We start from the raw sequence: 19,961 nt of genomic DNA, 5'->3' as shown, positions 1-19,961 counted from the left end.
ATAAAGACGCGTGAAAATAAAGCAATTTATATGGCCATTAATTGGTATCTTAGCAATGCTGATATCTATTCGGATTCTTTATATAAAGCTCTCTGCCATTTCGTTTGGAGATGTATTGGAACGCTTGAGCAATTTAAATGCACAGCACTGGTTATTAGCCTGTTTATGTTCTCTCCTAGCTTATGCTGCTCTTGCTGGATATGATCGGATTGCCTTACAACATCTGGGCCATAAAATTTCTTGGATTTTTATCGCTATATGTTCATTTACGACCTATGCACTTTCACATAATATTGGCGCTTCAGTTTTTTCTGGTGCTGTCGTGCGCTATCGTGCCTATAAAATGAAAGGATTAAATGGAACAGAAATCGCAATATTAGTAGGTTTTTGCTCTTTTACTTTTGTCATCGGCACAATCTTACTTTTGGGAATCGTTTTAGTTTTGCAACCCGAAATTATCACCCTTATTCATGAAGAACTTCCTGAATGGTTGGGAACGACGGTTGGAGCAATTTTACTCAGCTGTATAGCACTTTATACGTTTGGCAGCTGGCTTCAGTTAAAACCCTTACGCTTGGGTAAAAAAATTCAACTCTCCTATCCACAGCTGAAAATTGTTATTCAACAGCTTCTCATTAGCCCTCTAGAGCTTTTAGGAGCAGCAGGAATTATATATGCTGTTCTTCCAAACAATGCAGATATCCATTTTATCTCTGTTCTTGGTGTTTTTCTAGCATCTTTTACGATCACTCTTCTCTCCAATGCTCCTGCAGGAGGAGTAGGCGTTCTTGAAGCTCTCTTCATAACAGGCATGCCCAATATAAATCCAACCGATGTTATCGCAGCCCTTATTGTCTTTAGAATACTTTATTTGATCATACCACTCATCATTTCATTATTTGTGGTTGCCATTTTTGAAGTGCAACAATACTGGAAAAGTCCCCCTAAAAACACCACCTGAATAAATAAAAACTATCAATGATTTTTTTGCTGTGCATATCAATGATATAGTCATGCTAAGTTCAATTGTATATGTGGATTAAGCAGTCATTATTTGTATTTATCTTTTTTACATTGAAATTTTGAGCGCATTCTTTATAAGAATCTTGCTCTACGAAAAACATAGAAATATTTTTCTTCAAAAAAGCTCTCATAAACTTTAAAATATATATCCGTATAGAAAAACAATCGTTGCTATAACCTTTAATTAACATTTAATCTTGAATATTAAAGCAGCTATTTCATCATGTAATCGATTTTTATGTTGGATAAAGCACATGATTGCAAAACTTTTTGCAGAAAACAAATGCGCAAAATTAAAAACCTTTATCTGAAAATAACTTCATTTTATTGTTTGAAAAAGAGAAAGCATGATAGAGCAAGAACACTTCAATAACCCTCAATAAGTTCCCCTAAATGATCATACAAAAATCTAGAAAAATTTTTTACGAAATTTTCATCTCTGAAAAATACAGAAATATAATGTGTGCACATATCGTATCACACTTTGTATTCATCGCGTTTTTTAATAGAATAACGCCTCTCACAAGGAACAAGATACCATCTCGTTGCCAATTCACACGCTTTTTTTAAGAAACCTCTCTCAGCGCTCATCACCACCATTACATGATAACCCTCGTAAATGACACGATAGTAAAGCCATTATGCACCATCATCTTTATGCTCAATAAAAGAGCAAGCCAGCACAATTATACTATTTTTCACTCCCAATTTTATGGCACCTCTTAACACTTGAGAACCTTAATAAGAGACATTTACATTCTTTTCTTCAATAATCTTTATTCCCACCCTTATCCCACTTATGAAGTACAAAAAATGAATGATTTTAATTGATTGACTATAAAGAGACTGAAATAAAATAAGCCTACGATATTAAAGTATCTTATTCAAAAGAAGAATAATTAATTATTATAAATCAATGCATTATATAATTTTTAGCGGATTTTTCAATATCTATATTTTTAACAATTAAGCTTTAACGGGAGTAACTGAACAGTTTAATATTTTAAAACTTAAAGCCTCATGAAAGCTTATTTTCTGTCGTTTAGCAGATATTACTGTTGATCCGTTAAACTGATCTGATTTTATTCTTGTACTGGACCGCTAAACACTTTGTTGACCTTGATCCGACTATTAGAGTACCAATGATTATTACAGATTTTTTTTGTTTAAGTGCGAGAATTATCAGACAATATCTACGTTACCTACTTGCACAACTAAAAGAGAAAGATTGTTCTGTTTTTAAACAATAGGCCAGAACTCCAAAAAACTTTTAGTCACTTTATATTAAAAGAAATAAGAACAGTTTTCTTATAATTCTTTAAATAATACAATTGTTGATAGGAAACTTCTCCTCACCAATTGCGATTTCTAAAAAGACAAGACACATCAAAGGATTTTTAAGCTCTCTTAAAAAAAATAAATTGGTCCAAAAGCGAATGTTAAAATATAAAATGATGACAAGCTATATCAACAAACTACCCTTAAACAACTGCATATGGGGAAATCCTACTCTTCAATTTTATTGAATATCCTAAAAAAATACGCAATCAATAAGTTATTTATGGTATAAAACCAAATGGTGGGTGATGAGGGGATCGAACCCACGACCCGCTGATTAAGAGTCAGCTGCTCTACCGACTGAGCTAATCACCCATAAGTTTCTCAAAAAATGAGAATGAGCGTTTCTATAACGCTCCTAAGAGTGGATGTCTAGATATTTTGTTGTTTTTTATATAGCCTCATTGTCCGCAAGATTAAAAATATGATATTCACCACTTGATCTTATATAAAAATAAACCCATTATAAGAAGCTCTATAATAAATGTTCTGATTGTTATACAAAACCTATAGTTGGAGGATCATCGAGCATAATGCCCGAGCAAAATTTAGAGGAACCTTCTTGTGGTTGTAGGCGAGTTGGAGCATCATTTTGTTTTATCAATACTCATATGCATTTAAGCAATAGTTTGCTATTTTTTTCTTTGAGTATCAGTTTTTTTACATTCAATGTTCATGATTCAATACACAAATAAAAGCCCATGGATTTTTTTTGTCAATCGCGTGCTTTTAAGCTTTTAAAAGGTAAGAAATGATGGAATGGATCACTGATCCGCATGCGTGGTTTGGTTTGATCACGTTGGTTTTTCTCGAAATTGTTTTAGGAATAGATAACCTTATCTTTATTGCAATTTTAGCTGAAAAATTGCCTCTGCATTTGCGTGACCGTGCACGCTTTATAGGTCTTACTTTAGCATTAATGATGCGGCTTTTCCTTCTTACAGTTATTGGATGGGTTATGAGGCTGGACACGGTAATTCTTTCACTTTCATCTTTTGTCTTTAGTTGGCATAGCTTTATTTTAATCGGTGGTGGAGCCTTTTTGCTAGCAAAGGGAACCTTAGAACTCCATGAAAGATTAGAAGGAGTATCACATGAAAGAAAAACAGGCGTTGCTTATGCTGTTTTTTGGCAAGTAATTATTCAAATAGTGGTGCTGGATGCTGTTTTTTCACTAGATAGTATTATTACAGCAACAGGTATGATTGCAAAAGAGCAGGCAGCAGTTATGTATATCGCAGTGATTGCTGCTATGGCAGTAATGATGTGCGGATCTGGCCCTCTTATGCGTTTTATTAATCGTCATCCCACTATTGTCATCCTTTGCCTTGGTTTTTTGATGATGATTGGTTTTACGCTTATTGTTGAAGGATTCGGTTTTCATATTCCAAAAGGGTATTTGTATGCTGCTATTGGTTTTTCTGTTCTCATCGAAGCTTTTAATCAAATTGGACGTCGTAACCGTGAAAAAATGATTAAAACGAATGATCTACGTAGTAGAACAGCTGATGCTGTTTTGAGGCTCTTAGGAGGAGGAAGCAAAGATAGTAATCTTGCTGAGACTGTAGATGTTATTGCTGAACAGTCCGCAGCTTCTGAGTTATTTAGACCAGAAGAAAAAGAGATGATTCGTGGCGTTCTCGATTTAGCTGATCGTCCTGTTCGCTCTATTATGTCGCCACGTAATGAGATTGAGTGGTTAGATTTAAATGCTGATGAAAATGAAATGCGTGAAGAATTACAAAAAGTTAAACATAGCCGTTTAATTCTCGCGCGTGAAAAAGTGGATGAATTTGTTGGCGTTGCATTGACAAAAGATCTTCTTTTGAATTTGGCTGAGGGAAAAAAGATTAATTGGAAAAAAGCGATGCGAGAGCCCCTTGTTGTTCATGAAAATACAAGTGTTTTACGATTGATGGAGCAATTACGTCATTCTTCGATTCAGCTTGCAATTATTGTTGATGAGCACGGATCTTTTGAAGGGATTGCAACACCAACTGATATTCTTGAAGCTATTGCAGGTGACTTTCCTGATGACGATGAAGAACTCATGATCGCAGAACAACTTGAAAATGGAAGTCTTCTTGTAGAGGGGTATGCTGATATCCGACGTTTAAGTGGTTATCTTGGGCGTAATCTTGTTGATGAAGCAGATCGTTATACGACTCTGGCAGGCTTTATGCTTTGGCAATTTGGTCATTTACCGAATGAGGGGGAAAATTTTGAAACGGATGGTTTACGCTTTAAAGTTATCGAAATGGAACGTCGGAACATATCTAAAGTCCTTATTTCTCCACTTGCGTTACCAGAAAAAAACGAATTTTAATTCTTTTAATAAATAAAGTAAATAAAAGGATTTTTCTTATAATTAGAAAGTAAAAAAATAGGCAGTTGATGACTTAATTGTATTGTCATATTTTTTTAAGCGTGAAATAATGAATGTACAAAAGTTAAGTTATCAACGAATTTTCAGTGCAAAAAAGTTTTCATTGATAATTTGGAATGAGAGCTTCTTAAACTATTCAAGATTCTTATTCAGTATGAATAATGCCAAATTATTATTGAAATCAATCTGTTGTATATACAAAGAAAAATGAAAAACTGGGGGCTCTGCTATGATAAATGACATTTACTGTGTTGGACTCAATTATGTTGAACATGCTCATGAAATGGGCAATCTTGTTGAAGATAAACCTGTTATCTTTAGCAAACCAAATAGTTCTCTCATTTTAGGTAATGAAATTTATCTTCCTAACTTTTCTAAAGAAATCCATTTTGAAACTGAAATTGTTCTCAGAATCTCAAAGGACACTTTCATGGTCACAGAGAAAGAAGCAGAAGAATGCTATGATGCCGTAGCAATAGGTCTTGATATTACCGCAAGAGACTTGCAAACAAAACTGAAAGAAAAAAAGCTTCCTTGGCTTTTATCTAAAGGATTTAAAGGAGCGGCATACGTCTCTGACTTCATAAACAAAGAAAAAATAAACAACCCAATAACCTTTACAATGAAGTTAAATGGCGAAACGAAGCAAATTGGCAATACGAAAAATATGATCTTTAGCTTTGAGAAAATAATATCATTTTTAAGTCACTACATTCAGCTAAGGCGTGGTGATATCATATACACAGGCACTCCACAGGGCGTAGGAAAACTCTCTAAATTTGACAGAATAGAATTATATCTTGAAGCTCAATTAATCTCAGAGCTAAAAGTAGAATGAGTCATCAAATACTAACCTTTTTCATTGTTTCATTTTTTTTAGTCATCTCACCGGGACCGAACATGGCCCTTATCATCGATAATGCAACGAGATTGGGGAAAAAGAACGCATTTATGAACGTTTTAGGGTTATGTACAGCAACATATGCACATGGAGCATTTTCCATATTAGGTGTATCAGCACTCATTCTCAACAACAAAACGCTCTTTCTTTTAGTAAAACTCATGGGAAGCTGCTATTTATTATATATGGGCTTTAAATCGATTAAATCTGGAATACACAGCTTAAATTCAAAAGAAAAAATATCAACGAATGAAAAAAGCATTGTCGGTACAACAAAGCTTTTTACCAGCTATATGGATGGTTTTTTGACACAAATACTAAATCCCAAAGTATCAATATTTTACATAGCAGCCTTTCCAAAATTCTTAGCTTCTGGCGGTAGCATTAAAAAAGGCTTTGAACTTGTAACGATACATTCCTTCAACATCTTTACATGGTTTACTTTAATGACCATTTTTATATCATTCGCAAGCGCCACCTTAAAAAAGAAAAAAATAAAAGGATGCATTAATATTGCGACAGGAATAGTTTTATCTCTATTTTCTTTTTCCATTTTTTTTGGATAATGTTATTTTGATAACAAATTGCAAAGCTAACAGATCAATCTTTTTATGATTCTCTTTATCGCTATTAATATTCCAATCTCTAACAGAACTTATAAAACCACCAGTTCTTTCTCATTTTCTCTGAAGAATTGAATTACGCTGCATTCCAGTATCATAGCATAAAGACGTTTTGTATAAAGAATGCGAATTTCTCGCAACATTTTATCAAGTGTTATCAATATCTAAAGGAACATCTTATTCACCACTTTAAAAGAAAGAACTATGATATTCTTCTTTTCTTTTGTAAAACAAAAGTAATTCCTTCTCACTTATAATAGCATCATAAAAATAGAAAAATGATTTTAGAAATCATTTAAATTTTCTATTATTAAAGACTTTTTCCTAAACTCAAATGACAACTGTCTAGCGCTATTTGAGCAAAAATTAAAACTCCCCTTATCCCAATAAAAACAAATAACATACTGATTAAAAATAATAAATTTTAGAAAACCATAAAAACTTCTGATAACTTTCTGAAATAATTTTAAAAATCATCTATAATTTGTTATCAAAATAACAAAAAACTCCATATTCAAATATCCGTTACTTTATTTAAGATGAAAACATTCTCTTTTTTCAAAACTATATTCTTTTCTTTATCCACACAAAATCATAAAAAACGTTTTTTTCCTTTACACCTCATTTATATCATGCTTCGATACAAAATAATGTTTTTTCAGTGTAATTTAATCTCAAAATAATTAAAGGGAACCCCCAAAAAATGGACTACAAACAAAATTTAAAAGATAATTCTCACGATGGATTGCAGCGTGGGCTACACAACCGACATGTACAACTTATAGCCATTGGAGGTGCTATTGGAACAGGTCTCTTCATGGGATCAGGAAAAACAATTAGTGTAGCAGGTCCTTCCATCATACTCGTTTATGCTATTATCGGTTTTGCTCTATACTTTGTCATGCGCGCTATGGGAGAATTGTTGCTTTCTAATTCTCAATACCGATCTCTTATTGATTTTTCAACCGATATGCTAGGACCGGGAATCGCTTTCTTTGTTGGCTGGAGCTATTGGTTAAGCTGGGTTGTAACGGGAGCTGCTGATATTATTGCCATCATCACTTATATGAACTTTTGGTGGCCAACACTCAATCCATGGTTTACTGTTTTTGCTTGTATTAGTGTCTTTTTAATCTTTAACCTCTTTGCCGTAAAACTATTTGGTGAGCTTGAATTTTGGTTTGGTCTTATTAAAGTCGTAGCAATTTTAGCATTAATTATTGTGGGATTTTATATGATTGTTACAGGCTTTACCACTCCAAATGGCACAGTTGCTTCTCTCAATCACGTATGGAACGATGGAAATATCTTCCCGCGAGGAATGACAGGATTTTTTGCTGGATTTCAAATTGCCATTTTTTCTTTTGTTGGCATAGAAATTGCTGGAACAACCGCTGCTGAAGTCAAAGAACCTAGAAAAGTTCTCCCCAAAGCAATTAATGCAATACCAGTCCGTATTGTACTCTTTTACATTTTTTCTCTCGCTGTAATTATGTCTGTCACACCTTGGGATCAAATTGTTCCAGATAAAAGCCCCTTTGTCTCGATGTTTTGGCTTGCAGGCATTCCAATAGCTGCTGGCTTGGTAAATTTTGTTGTTCTCACCTCAGCTGCCTCTTCAGCAAATAGTGGTATTTTTTCTACCAGCCGTATGATATATGGACTTGCAACACAAAAAGGTGCCCCTCCAATTTTAGGTAAACTTTCTAGATACCATGTTCCAGCCAACGCTCTATTCTTTTCCTGCTTATGTATTTTAATAGGATATACAATTGCCTCACTCTCTCCAAGCCTTATAAGTGCTTTTACAATTGTAACGAGCATTTCGGCTATTGCATTTTTATTTGTATGGTCTGTCATTTTGATTAGCTATATTGTGTATCGTCGCAATCGCCCTCATCTACACGCTGAATCCATCTATAAGATGCCAGGAGGTGTTATCATGTGTGGGATCATTTTAGTTTTCTTTGCTTTCATGCTCTATTTATTGACATTAGAACCTGATACTCTAATAGCCTTTAAATATAGTATAGTCTGGTTTATTTTCTTAGGTATAATGTATTTCATGTTCGTAAGAAAATACGCATCTCAAAATAATAAATAAAATCTGTACATAAAAAACATCTCAAAAAAGGGTAACTAAATTTACCCTTTTTCCGCTTGACCTCCTCCCCACACCTCAAAGGAAGGAGATTCCTACCAGCCACTGGTCTGTCAACAGTCTAGCTTCTCTCGGGCAGCGTTCCACCTGATAACCACTCATGCAGTTTACTTCATAGGATCCACGGGCAAACCCTACCCTGAATACGGGTCACAATATCTAAAAACACTTAATATCTAAAGCTTATCATGCCTTATATCACCACTCTAAACAACGGTGTTTTACGGCATAATAGGATAAGACGTAAGCGATTTGCAAAGAATTCTCTATAAACTTCACTTACATTGTTTATTCCTCAAGCATTTAGATTTTATCTAAAACATCAGAAAAACAAAGTTTGCATTCAACTTTTTCTCAAAATTAAAAATACAGCTCTAAATAGAATATATCCCAACAATTATCTACAATAAAAAAGATTATATGAAAATATTTTTTATGTAGAATAACTTTTAATTATTATTTTTAAATTTTATTATACAGATATATTTAATTTTATTAAAATAAGTTAAAGTATTTTAAAATAACTATATTTTTATATAAAATAAAAATTTTATAAATAATTAATTTAAATATAAAATACATAAATTATTAATATATTATTTAATATAAATGTAAATATTTCATAATATATTGTAATATATAATATCGTTTAATATGTATAAATAATCAAAAATTAAAATTTTATACTAAATTTATATTATGTTAATAGTTTTACAAAATAATTATATCATTAATTTGTAATATTTTTTCTTTATTCACATGGAATTGCAAAAAATATTCCTTTACTCCCTAGCTATATCATGTTTCGATAGAAGAGATTACCTTTTTTAGGGTAATTTTATCTTAAAATAACTAAAGGGAACCTCCCAAAAATGAATAAACAAAATTTAGAAAAAAAGTCTAAGAAGAAATTGCAACGTGGACTACATAACCGCCACATACAACTTATAGCCCTTGGTGGAGCGATTGGAACAGGTCTCTTCATGGGATCAGGAAAAACAATCAGTGTAGCAGGTCCCTCAATCCTATTCGTTTATGCGATTATTGGCTGTGCTCTATACTTTGTCATGCGTGCTATGGGAGAATTATTACTTTCTAATACACAATACCGATCTTTTATTGACTTCTCGACCGATCTTCTAGGGCCATGTACTGGATTCTTTATCGGCTGGACATATTGGTTGTGTTGGATTGTCACTGGAACTGCTGAAATTATTGCTATTGTCACTTATACACACTTTTGGTGGCCTGAGCTCAATCCGTGGATTCCCGTTATAATAAGTCTTATGTTTTTTTTAATCCTTAATCTTGTCGCCGTAAAACTATTTGGCGAACTTGAGTTTTGGTTTGGTTTTATCAAAATCGTAGCAATTTTAGTCTTAATTGTTGTGGGATTTTATATGATCTTTACAGGTTTTGTTTCTCCAAATGGTACGGTCGCTTCTCTTAGCCATATATGGAACGGTGGGAATATTTTTCCGCGAGGAATTACAGGCTTTTTTGCTGGATTTCAAATTGTTATTTTTGCTTTTGTTGGCATTGAACTCGCTGGAACAGCTGCTGCTGAAGTCAAAGAGCCTCAAAAAGTCTTACCACAAGCTGTCAATTCAATACCAGTCCGCATTGTATTCTTTTATATTTTCTCTCTTCTTGTAATTATGTCTGTGACACCTTGGAATCAAATCAGCCCAGAAAAAAGTCCGTTTGTAACAATGTACGAACTTATTGGCATTTCCACTGCTGCTGGTTTGATGAATTTTGTTGTCCTCACAGCTGCTGCATCTTCAGCAAATAGTGGAATTTTTTCTACCAGCCGTATGGTATATGGGCTAGCAACACAAAAAGGTGCGCCTAAATTTTTAGGAAAACTTTCTCGTAACCACGTTCCAGCCAACGCATTATTCTTTTCATGTATATGCATCTTATTAGGTTATGCAGTTGTATCGTTATCTCAAACCCTCATAGCTGCTTTTACAATTGTTACGACAATTGCTGCAATTTTGTTTATATTTGTATGGTCTATCATTTTGATCAGCTATATCGTCTATCGTCGCAATCGTCCTCTCCAGCATACTGTTTCTCCTTATAAAATGCCAGGAGGTATTTTTATGTGTTGGGGAATTCTCATTTTCTTTGCATTCATTATTTATTTATTATCATTAGAAGCTGATACTGCCATAGCTTTAAAATATACTCCAGCATGGTTTATATTTTTAGGGATTGTATACTTTCTTTTTGGAAGAAAGAATTATGCGAAAACTTAAAAAAACATAGCCCTAAAAAATAAATCCTCTGTGCAAGAAAACATATAAAAAAGGGTAACTTTAGTTACCCTTTTTTGATATTTATCTATAAAATTATAAAAGCTGTTTACAAAATATCTCTGTAGAAGCTTCAATTACGCTCTTTGTCAACCAAAGCATTCGATTTTATCCAAGGCATCATAGAACGAAGTTTTTTACCCACTTCTTCAATAGGATGATTATCATTCAAACGCCGCATACTTTTAAAATGAGCAGCACCAGCCTTATATTCTTGAATCCAATTCGATGTAAATTTACCCGTTTGAATATCTTTCAATATACGTTTCATTTCTGCTCTGGTTTTATCCGTAATCACACGAGGACCAGAGACATATTCGCCCCATTCAGCTGTATTAGAGATTGAATAATTCATATTTGCAATGCCCCCTTCATACATAAGATCAACAATCAATTTAACCTCATGTAAACACTCAAAATAAGCCATTTCTGATGCATAACCAGCTTCAGTTAGTGTTTCATAACCTGCTCGAATCAGTTCAACAAGACCACCACAAAGAACCGCTTGTTCACCGAAAAGATCAGTTTCACATTCTTCTTTAAAAGTTGTTTCAATGACCCCAGCACGTCCACCACCAAGACCACATGCATAAGATAATGCTACATTATGAGCATGCCCTGAAGCATCTTGCGCCACCGCTATTAAGCAAGGAACACCACAACCACGTTGGTATTCATTACGAACTGTATGACCTGGACCTTTAGGAGCAATCATCACAATATCAACAGTCTTTTTAGGTTCAATCAAACCAAAATGAATACTCAAACCATGCGCAAAAGCAATCGCCGCCCCATCACGTAAATGGTCATGAATATGCTCTTTATAAATATCAGCTTGTAATTCATCTGGTGTTGCCATCATGATGAGATCTGCCCATTTTGCAGCTTCAGCAACACTCACCACTTCAAAACCATCAGCTGTGGCCTTTTTAACTGTTTGCGACCCTGAACGCAAAGCTATTTGCACATTTTGGACACCGGAATCTTTCAAATTTAAAGCGTGCGCACGCCCTTGAGACCCATAACCAACAATGGCTACTTTTTTCCCTTTAATGAGATTAACATCCGCATCACGATCATAATAAACACGCATAAAAACACTTCCTTCTTTCTCTATTCAAACTGGATTTCAGATTATTTGTATTAAATAAGAAACATTATCTTCCGTGCATCACACACTATAAAGACAAAAAACGCCGCTTATAAGAACAGAGCAATTGAATAATCTTTTAAAATTTACATATTGCGTAGAAAAAACTGTGGTCCCCAAACATTCCCAAAACATATACGGATTTCCAAATAAACTTCAACTGCTGCTCTATAAAAACAATATATTACACAAAACAAGATTTCTAAATAAAATATATCTACTAATATTCTATTCTTCCACCGCGCAACAAAATGTTATATCCTAAAAATCAAAATACAACATACAATTTTTAACATGAACCAAATCAATATGGATAGCAAGAAAAATTATAAAATAACAAGTATTGTTTTAGTATAGCCTTCACAAGCATGTACAGCACTATTTTTAGAATAATCAAATAAACACTTTTACTTTCTACCTTCTTTAATAGCCGCGCCTTACACACGAAACAGAATGCCATTGCGTTATTCATTCATACGCTTATTAAAAAACGCCTAATGTGCTCGAACTCTTTTCAAGAGCCACCCTTGTAAGAGTCTAAGCTTTACCTCTCTTTACCTCATAAAGCGACAAATTGATATTATCATTCTATTTTCTCACTCCCAATGTTATAATCGCTCTTATTGCAGTGAGCCTATTCATAAAAAGCATTTTCTGATTTTTAATCTCTTCATGATAAAAATCCTCATTTCCCCTTGCACATTACAAGCAAGATTGCATGTAAAGATGTCTTATGCCCCCTCTCATGGTAAAAACTGCTGCAATATTAAACTAGAAAAAAATAATAGTGCTAACTTATGTCTTGATGACGTAAAATGGTGATACATAAGAGATTTTATATCATGCATGGAGATTTTACATTATACTATTTACAAGTAGCGTGGAGAACTGAACTCAAACATATTGAAAGACATCTTTAAAACACCTTATTAAGCTCAAGAAAATTTTGTGCACTGATCCATTAAGAATTCTACGCCAATCCCTTATAAGAAAAATACTTATAAAACCCTATATTCCTTCGAAAAAATTATAGTAAGAAGATTTGATAAAACTTCCCCATAATGGAGGCTACGAATAAAAAAGCATTTCATGCCCTAAAAAACACAAAAATAGAATGCTCCCAATAAACAGAACAGCAATAGAATATTTATAATGCATGCTAATAGTGTTATTTATTCTATTACGCCGTAAAACACCGTTGTTTAGAGCAATGATATAAGGCATGAAAACTTTACATATTAAGTGTTTTTTAGATATCGTGATCAGTATTTCAGGGTAGGACTTATCTGTCGCTCCTATAAAGTGGACCGCGTGAGTGGTTAGCAGGATGAGCCCGCCCGTGAGAGAAGCTGGAGACTGTTGACAGACCAGGCTGGTAAGAATCTCTATTCTTTGAGAAGTGGGGAGAAAATCAACTAAACATATATAAAATTGCTTTTTTAGATAAACTAGCAAAGCTTTATAAGGATTTCGTTTCCAATTTTATAGAGAGAAAAAGATCACGATAATAACCGAATAAAACGCTGAACAGTATCATGCATTCCATACTCTAATGCATCAGCAATAAGCCCATGGCCAATAGAAACCTCATCAAGCCAAGGAATATTTTTAACCAGAGCAGGAAGATTCATAATTGTTAGATCATGCCCTGCATTCATCCCTAATTGCAACTCTTTCGCTCTTCTGGCTGCTAAAACAAGTTTACTGAGCTCTTGCTCTTGTTTTGTTTTATCCTGAAATGCAGCACCATAAGGTCCAGTGTAAAATTCCACACGATCAGCGCCCACTGCCTTAGCAATATCAAGACCATCAACAGTAGGATTAGCAAAAAGTGAGACACGAATCTTTCTTTTTTTTAAATGCTGAATGATAGGTGCTAAAAATTCTGCATTACGAGCAAAATTCCACCCATGATCAGATGTTGACTGATCTGGATCATCAGGAACAAGGGTAATCTGGTCCGCATAGTTTTCAGCGATATCCAAAAATTGATCACTTGGATAACCTTCGATATTAAACTCAGCCGTAGGAAAATTGTTCTTTATTAAACAGTATATATCTGGCAAATCTGCAAAACGAATATGCCTTTCATCGGGGCGCGGATGAACCGTCAAACCTGCTGCTCCAGCAGCAAGCGCTATATGCCCAATATTCTCGATACTTGGCCACGGAAGATTACGTCGATTGCGCAAAACAGCAACAGCATTAAGATTAACCGAAAGTTTCACCGCCATGCCCATTTCCATTTTTTACAGTGTGTAACAAGATAGAAAAAGGCATTTTCCATCTGAAATTTGAATGATACACATATTTTCTCTATCGAACAATCGTTAAATGCTCTGCTGCGCGGGTAATTCCCGTATAAAGCCAGCGTGCATACATATCACGAAATGCAAAGCTTTCATCAAACAAAACGACGTTATCCCATTGAGAACCCTGCGCTTTATGAACCGTCAATGCATACCCATAATCAAAATCATCATATCGCTTTTTTAATTGCCATGAAATTTCCTGATCAGGGTTTTCAAACGCTGCTTTTAAAAGTTTAATCTTTGCTACCCCACGTTCACTTTCTTCTGGTTTCACAAGAAGATTAATACTTGGTTTAACTGTTTCCTTCTGTGAAGTCATCACCTTCCATAAAGAGCCATTTAACAAACCTTTGGGAGGATCATTTCGCAAACACACAAGCTTATCCCCCGCTTGCGGATAATCTGCTGTAAATCCCTTTAACATACGTAAACGTTGATTATAAAGGTGGCGTGTACGATTAATCCCTACCAAAACCTGATCAGCATCCAAAACCAATTGTTGATTGACCTCTTTACGTGTAACAACGCGCGCTTCTCCATAATCACCATAAGCAATATCGCGTCCCTCACGTACATCCATAGCAAGACGTATAATCGGATTATCTCGCGCTTGCCGATGAATTTCTGAGAGAAGAAAATCTGGTTCCCCATTCGAAAAAAAACCTCCACCTGATATAGGAGGCAATTGACCTGGATCACCAAGAACAAGAATTGGCGTCCGAAAGCTCATTAAATCACGTGCCAATTGTTCATCGACCATCGAGCATTCATCAACGATAATGAGTTTAGCTTGTGCAGCAGCACTTCTTCGATTTAATGTAAATGTTGGAGCAATAGACTTTTTTCCCGTAATTTCATCGGAAACTTCCTCTTCTCCACGCGGACAATAAATCAATGAATGAATCGTACAAGCATTGCTTGCACCTTTAGAACGTAAAACCTGCGCCGCCTTCCCTGTAAAAGCAGCAAACTGGACAGAACCATCAACTGTTTCTGCAAAATAGCGCGCAAGCGTCGTCTTACCCGTTCCCGCATAGCCAAAAAGGCGAAAAAGAGGAGAACGCCCTTCCCTCAACCACGCGGCAACAGCCTTCAATGCATTATCCTGTTCCCGTGAAAACTGCATAGCTTACCAATATAAGATTTGCATAAAAAAAGCAGTATTTTGAAAAAAAACGACTATCAAAAAAAACTTTTTTATTAAGAATTGCTGATACACGCCCATCTAACAACCTTTGTAGCACAATTATCAATTATTGACCCATTACTTTTTCAAGATAGTGTAACAATCTAAATTTTATCTATACATCGATCTTCTTGGTAACACTTTATATTTATCGAATAAAATATCATTTTTTACAAAAGTAACACCAACAATGGAATATGCATATCTTAAATTTAAAATAACACCTAGTATACCTTTTTATAACCAAAATTTAGAATAAGAAAAAGAATATTGCATTTGCAAAACTCTCGCTAAAAAAAATGTCCTTAACAGGATAAGAATAATGTCATTTTATGAATACTATTTTACACAATCAATCAGCTTTCTTGCACATAAAAATAAAGTACATCCACTATTACGAAATAATAATTAAATATATCGAAAACCTCTTGGCAGAAATAGAAATAGCTCTCAACAAAACGACTTAATCCTATGATGATACACCTATAAAGTTCCTATCGTCCTCTTATCATGATTTTAATAAATTTACTCTTCATGCTACAAATTAAGTGATATCTCAACGAATAAAGAGAGATATCACACTTATATGCAGCACGCTTTATCTCGCACAAATATGTAGCTTTTTCTGTTTCAACAATAAAATCTGGTTCGTAAGTATGTCCTTCTTGGTAGTCTATTATAAGAAAACTGGGACATGGTTAGTCCAGCGTAGCACTTCAGGTTCGTCCTCTAGAATATGAGAAAAGCGCAATTCTCCATCTACTGAGTCAAACTTTTTCTTTTTGTCGCAATATTTTAAAGTTTATAAAAACTAACTGATTAATGCTATTCTTATTGCTAGAAATAACAATGAAATCAAGGGGGATAATTGTTAATAGGCTTGGCGTTATGTCAAAATATCAGTGGTGATATTGCTTTTTGGTTGTTTTAGAAATGAAATAATGAACTCAAATATTGATGAATGAAACAGGAGGTTTAAATTGAAAATATTAATTCCAGATGACTATCAAAAAGCTACCCTAACATTACAGTCTATTACAAAATTAATGAAATCGCATGAAGTGCTGGTTATAAATAATTTAGCTAAAGAATATGATTTAGAAGATAGGCTCAAAGAGATAGATATTCTGATCTTAATCAGAGAGCGGACTATAGTTGATAGAAATCTTCTCCTGAAACTGCCAAATTTAAAATTAATCTGCCAAACAGGCCCTATAGGTTCACATATTGATATAGAAACTTGTAGAGACTTAGGAATTGAAATATTAGACGGTGGTGGAGATCCAACTTCTGCTGCTGAATTTGCGTGGCTCTTAATTATGTCTGCGCGTAGAAAACTCTGTAAATCTGTATCTGATATGAAAAAAGGACGATGGCAAACAACATTTGGCAACCAAATGAAAGGGGCTACTCTTGGAATATTCGGGTTTGGCCGTATTGGTAAAATGGTTGCTCAATATGCTCAAGCTTTTGGCATGTCCATTTTGGTTTATGGGAGCGAGCGTTCAACGCAAGAAGCAAAAAATTTAGGTTATCATTTTACGCATTCAAAAGATGAATTTTTTACACGTCCTGACGTTATATCCGTCCATTTACGTTTAAGCGATAAAACCAGAGAAATCATAAAATTAAATGATCTATTGAGCATGAAACCTCATGCTATTTTTGTCAACACAGCGCGTTCAGCTTTGGTTGAAAAAGGGGCGATAGAAAAAATACTCAGTTTGGAAAATTCAACTTACTTTGCACTGGATGTTTATGACAGCGAGCCAATATATGAGAGCAAATTATTGCAATCAGATAGAGTTCTTTGCACACCGCATCTGGGCTATGTAACTGAAGAAAGCTTTGAGAGTTATTTTGAAAAAGCTTGCCAAAATATAGCTTCTTTTATGAAGAGCACTTAATGCCGGCTGAGCCAATGTTTGTAAAATTTATCTTATATCGCTAGCGTATCAAATTTGTACGACACATAATAGCTTATTTCCTTAAATTAAGCATATTCCTTAGCTTTCATATTAATACCAATCGTATTGACAGATTTTTATGTAATCAGCATAAAATACCTCATTTATTGCTGCAATCATTATTAAAAAGGCTACCTCATTGGAATACACTTTAATTGGAGGGGGGCATAGTGAGCAATAATAAATTTATAGAAAACAATTATTATAGATGGATTGTATTACTTGTTGCCACTATCGTTCAAGCATCAGCCTGCTTCTTTGTTCAAGGGATTGGTCCTTTAGCTGAATTTTTTAAGAAGGATTTCTCGCCTAGTGACTCTCAGATAGGTTTGCTGTCTTCAGCAGCGCAGTTCCTACCTATTATTGGATTACTTGTAGCTGGTGAATTACTAGACAAGTTTAACGAGCGCTATATTATTGGAGTTGGCGCACTCAGCGTTTCTATCGCTCTTTTATTGGGAGCAATTGCAGAAAACTATATTTCCCTTTTGGTTTGTTTGCTCATTGTAGGGGGGATTTTATAGTTCTGCTCAACCTGGTGGCGCTAAATCTGTTTCTGCATGATTTCCACAATCGCAGCACGGATTTGCAATGGGAATAAGGCGAGCGGGGCTACCATTAGGTGGGACATTAGCTGGGATGGTTCTTCCTGCGAGTGCGCTTGTCTATGGCATACAAGGTGCGTTTTTGGTCGGTGCCATCGTTTCTTTTTTAGGGGGATGTATATTTATTATTTTTTATCACTCACCAACAAAAGTTGTAGCTATCGTTCCAGAAAGCAAGGCAAAAGTTTCGTTCTATGCAAATGTAAAGTCTCGTCTTGCGATGTTAACTGCACCGCATATGAAGAATATTATTTTTTCAGGCGTTTCACTTGTGATCGTTCAATATGTTTTAACCATTTTTATAACGATTTATTTTTATAGAATCGATCACCTGTCTTTAGTAGAAGTGCTTATTTATTTTTTGTCTTACAAGCTTCTGGTGCCTTAGGAAAAATTATTTTAGCAGCGTGGAGTGATCATTGTAGAAAAGAACGATTTTTTCCTGTCTTGTTTTGCGTGATTGCAGTCGTTTTTGGATTTTTAATATTAATTTTAGGCATGAGTGGATCCATAATTTATTTAACTATTTTATCTGCTTGGTTAGTTTTTGGGGGAATGGGATAGTATGGCCCTTGGGTTGCTTATATTGTAGACTCTTCGCCGAAAGAAAGCGTTAGCTTTTCTCTGGGTTTAGCAATGTTTGTAAATCAAATCGCAATTATTACTGCTCCACCATTATTTGGATTAATCCAAGATTTTACAGACACTTATTTACTAACATGGCTGATTTTAATTATTGTTTTTTCACTTTTCTTAATAAAAAAGTAGGGGAATATAATTGGGGAGGAAATTATAATGATAAATGAAAGTACTTTTGAGTTGAGCAATGTCGAAAGAGATAAACTTTGGGAGGCTTTAGGCCATGTTATTTATGATCCATACAGTGGTATTGAATATTCGGTTGAGCTAAAAAATAGCATTTTCGCTGCTATCTCATAGAATATTGATAATTCTTATGAATCAAAAGATGCCGATTACCCCTAGACCATATTTAATCTTTGAAAACCTATCCTATTGATAGACAAATTAATACGTCACCTAATCCTTATAATTTAGATGTGTCTTGTAAAAGTGGCTATATTAGCAAAAATTTAATTATGATGTTTTCTTTATTGATCGGAAAGCCTTATTCAATTAAGTTTGAAGGCGAACATATAGCAAATAACCTAGTTCCTTTAGAAGATAATAAAAAAGATTATACAGGATTAGGATCTGAAATTGAGTTAGATTTTCATATAGAAAATGCTGCACTAAAATTTATAACGGGTTTAAATTTATCTCCTGAAGGGGTCCTTTTATCTGGTGTTCGCAATGATGTTGATGGTCCGTTAACGAGAATATTTGATGCACGTCTAGCTTTAAAACTTTTAAGTGAGGAGGATTTGAGGAGCTTAAAGGATAATTTATACATAATTAATGTTCCTTATAGATGGAGAAAAAATGGGGTAACCTCTACAAGTAAAGTGCCCCTCATTCAAGGGAACGGTAAATTCCCAGATATCAGCGCTGTTTTTTATCCAGGCATGTTAGAGGCACAGTCAAAAAAAGCCAAGGAAGCTTTAGATCATTTTTATGAAACTATTAAGGCTGTATCCTTTGGAATTGATGTACAACCAGGAAGATTATTATACATTGATAACAGAATGGCTCTACACTCTAGAGATAAATTTTTGGGATCATTTGATCGTTATAAAAATCCAATGCGGTGGATTCAAAGAGTGTTTGTGTCTGCAGATTTATGGAATCATAGATATGTAGAACAAATAAAAGAAAGAGTATTTGATTTTCAATGCTAATGTCCTGATAATGATATAATGGTGAGTATTATTCTGGTTTATATATATTGACGATACATCTCATATGTATAGATTTCTCCCACATAATCAGGTGAGGTTACTACCTGATTATAAGCTGTGGTGGCCAATTGATGTTCTATGGTTGCATTTGATCTTTATTATTTCTTCCCTTCCTTTCAAGCGCTAAGGGAA

14 protein-coding genes and 1 tRNA gene are annotated in these 19,961 nt (G+C 34.4%); 11 read left to right on the top strand and 4 right to left on the bottom strand.

Going from position 1 to position 19,961, the window contains the following annotated elements; genetic code table 11:
* Positions 1 to 10: 10 nt before the first annotated feature.
* A complete protein-coding gene (locus ACFIMQ_RS05180; protein WP_375703534.1) occupies positions 11 to 961 on the top strand; it encodes a YbhN family protein in 951 nt (316 codons plus the stop codon).
* Positions 962 to 2,600: 1,639 nt separating this feature from the next.
* Here ACFIMQ_RS05180 and ACFIMQ_RS05175 read toward each other — a convergent pair.
* Positions 2,601 to 2,676: transfer RNA gene (locus ACFIMQ_RS05175), tRNA-Lys, on the bottom strand.
* 436 nt (positions 2,677 to 3,112) lie between these two features.
* Here ACFIMQ_RS05175 and ACFIMQ_RS05170 point away from each other — a divergent pair.
* From ACFIMQ_RS05170 to ACFIMQ_RS05150, 5 genes are all read left to right on the top strand, one after another.
* A complete protein-coding gene (locus ACFIMQ_RS05170; RefSeq protein ID WP_375616715.1) occupies positions 3,113 to 4,687 on the top strand; it encodes a TerC family protein in 1,575 nt (524 codons plus the stop codon).
* Between the two features lie 289 nt (positions 4,688 to 4,976).
* Positions 4,977 to 5,585 carry a fumarylacetoacetate hydrolase family protein gene (locus ACFIMQ_RS05165; protein ID WP_375616714.1) on the top strand — a complete coding sequence of 203 codons (609 nt, stop codon included), beginning with the start codon at positions 4,977 to 4,979 and terminating at the stop codon, positions 5,583 to 5,585.
* Complete coding sequence (locus tag ACFIMQ_RS05160) at positions 5,582 to 6,214, top strand: LysE family translocator (protein ID WP_375703533.1); 633 nt, start codon at positions 5,582 to 5,584, stop codon at positions 6,212 to 6,214. The genes ACFIMQ_RS05165 and ACFIMQ_RS05160 overlap by 4 nt, the downstream gene beginning before the upstream one ends.
* Positions 6,215 to 6,974: 760 nt before the next feature.
* Positions 6,975 to 8,375, top strand: coding sequence for an amino acid permease (locus ACFIMQ_RS05155; RefSeq protein ID WP_375616712.1), 1,401 nt, complete (start codon positions 6,975 to 6,977; stop codon positions 8,373 to 8,375).
* A 929-nt stretch (positions 8,376 to 9,304) separates the two neighbouring features.
* Positions 9,305 to 10,696, top strand: coding sequence for an amino acid permease (locus ACFIMQ_RS05150; RefSeq protein WP_375703532.1), 1,392 nt, complete (start codon positions 9,305 to 9,307; stop codon positions 10,694 to 10,696).
* A 130-nt stretch (positions 10,697 to 10,826) separates the two neighbouring features.
* Here the strand turns inward: ACFIMQ_RS05150 and ilvC are convergent, their stop codons facing one another.
* From ilvC to ACFIMQ_RS05135, 3 genes are all read right to left on the bottom strand, one after another.
* A complete protein-coding gene (gene ilvC / locus ACFIMQ_RS05145; protein ID WP_375616710.1) occupies positions 10,827 to 11,846 on the bottom strand; it encodes a ketol-acid reductoisomerase in 1,020 nt (339 codons plus the stop codon).
* A gap of 1,556 nt (positions 11,847 to 13,402) precedes the next feature.
* Positions 13,403 to 14,137, bottom strand: a complete 735-nt coding sequence (locus tag ACFIMQ_RS05140) for a pyridoxine 5'-phosphate synthase (protein ID WP_375616709.1) — start codon at positions 14,135 to 14,137, stop codon at positions 13,403 to 13,405.
* A gap of 82 nt (positions 14,138 to 14,219) precedes the next feature.
* Positions 14,220 to 15,341 carry an ATP-dependent RecD-like DNA helicase gene (locus ACFIMQ_RS05135; RefSeq protein ID WP_375616708.1) on the bottom strand — a complete coding sequence of 374 codons (1,122 nt, stop codon included), beginning with the start codon at positions 15,339 to 15,341 and terminating at the stop codon, positions 14,220 to 14,222.
* Positions 15,342 to 16,381: 1,040 nt separating this feature from the next.
* Here ACFIMQ_RS05135 and ACFIMQ_RS05130 point away from each other — a divergent pair.
* The 5 genes from ACFIMQ_RS05130 (at position 16,382) to ACFIMQ_RS05110 (ending at position 19,769) form a co-directional block, all read left to right on the top strand.
* Positions 16,382 to 17,308, top strand: coding sequence for a D-2-hydroxyacid dehydrogenase family protein (locus ACFIMQ_RS05130; protein WP_375616501.1), 927 nt, complete (start codon positions 16,382 to 16,384; stop codon positions 17,306 to 17,308).
* Positions 17,309 to 17,538: 230 nt separating this feature from the next.
* A complete protein-coding gene (locus ACFIMQ_RS05125; RefSeq protein WP_375703531.1) occupies positions 17,539 to 17,892 on the top strand; it encodes an MFS transporter in 354 nt (117 codons plus the stop codon).
* Between the two features lie 67 nt (positions 17,893 to 17,959).
* Positions 17,960 to 18,361, top strand: coding sequence for a hypothetical protein (locus ACFIMQ_RS05120; RefSeq protein WP_375703530.1), 402 nt, complete (start codon positions 17,960 to 17,962; stop codon positions 18,359 to 18,361).
* 407 nt (positions 18,362 to 18,768) lie between these two features.
* The gene (locus ACFIMQ_RS05115; RefSeq protein WP_375703529.1) at positions 18,769 to 18,912 is read left to right on the top strand and encodes a hypothetical protein; all 144 of its coding nucleotides are present in this window, start codon (positions 18,769 to 18,771) and stop codon (positions 18,910 to 18,912) included.
* Between the two features lie 59 nt (positions 18,913 to 18,971).
* Positions 18,972 to 19,769 carry a TauD/TfdA family dioxygenase gene (locus ACFIMQ_RS05110; protein WP_375703528.1) on the top strand — a complete coding sequence of 266 codons (798 nt, stop codon included), beginning with the start codon at positions 18,972 to 18,974 and terminating at the stop codon, positions 19,767 to 19,769.
* Positions 19,770 to 19,961: the final 192 nt, after the last annotated feature.

The sequence above is a fragment of the Bartonella sp. AD13SXNS genome (assembly GCF_042196465.1).
Lineage (GTDB): Bacteria > Pseudomonadota > Alphaproteobacteria > Rhizobiales > Rhizobiaceae > Bartonella.
This window is presented reverse-complemented; position numbering and strand designations above follow the sequence as displayed.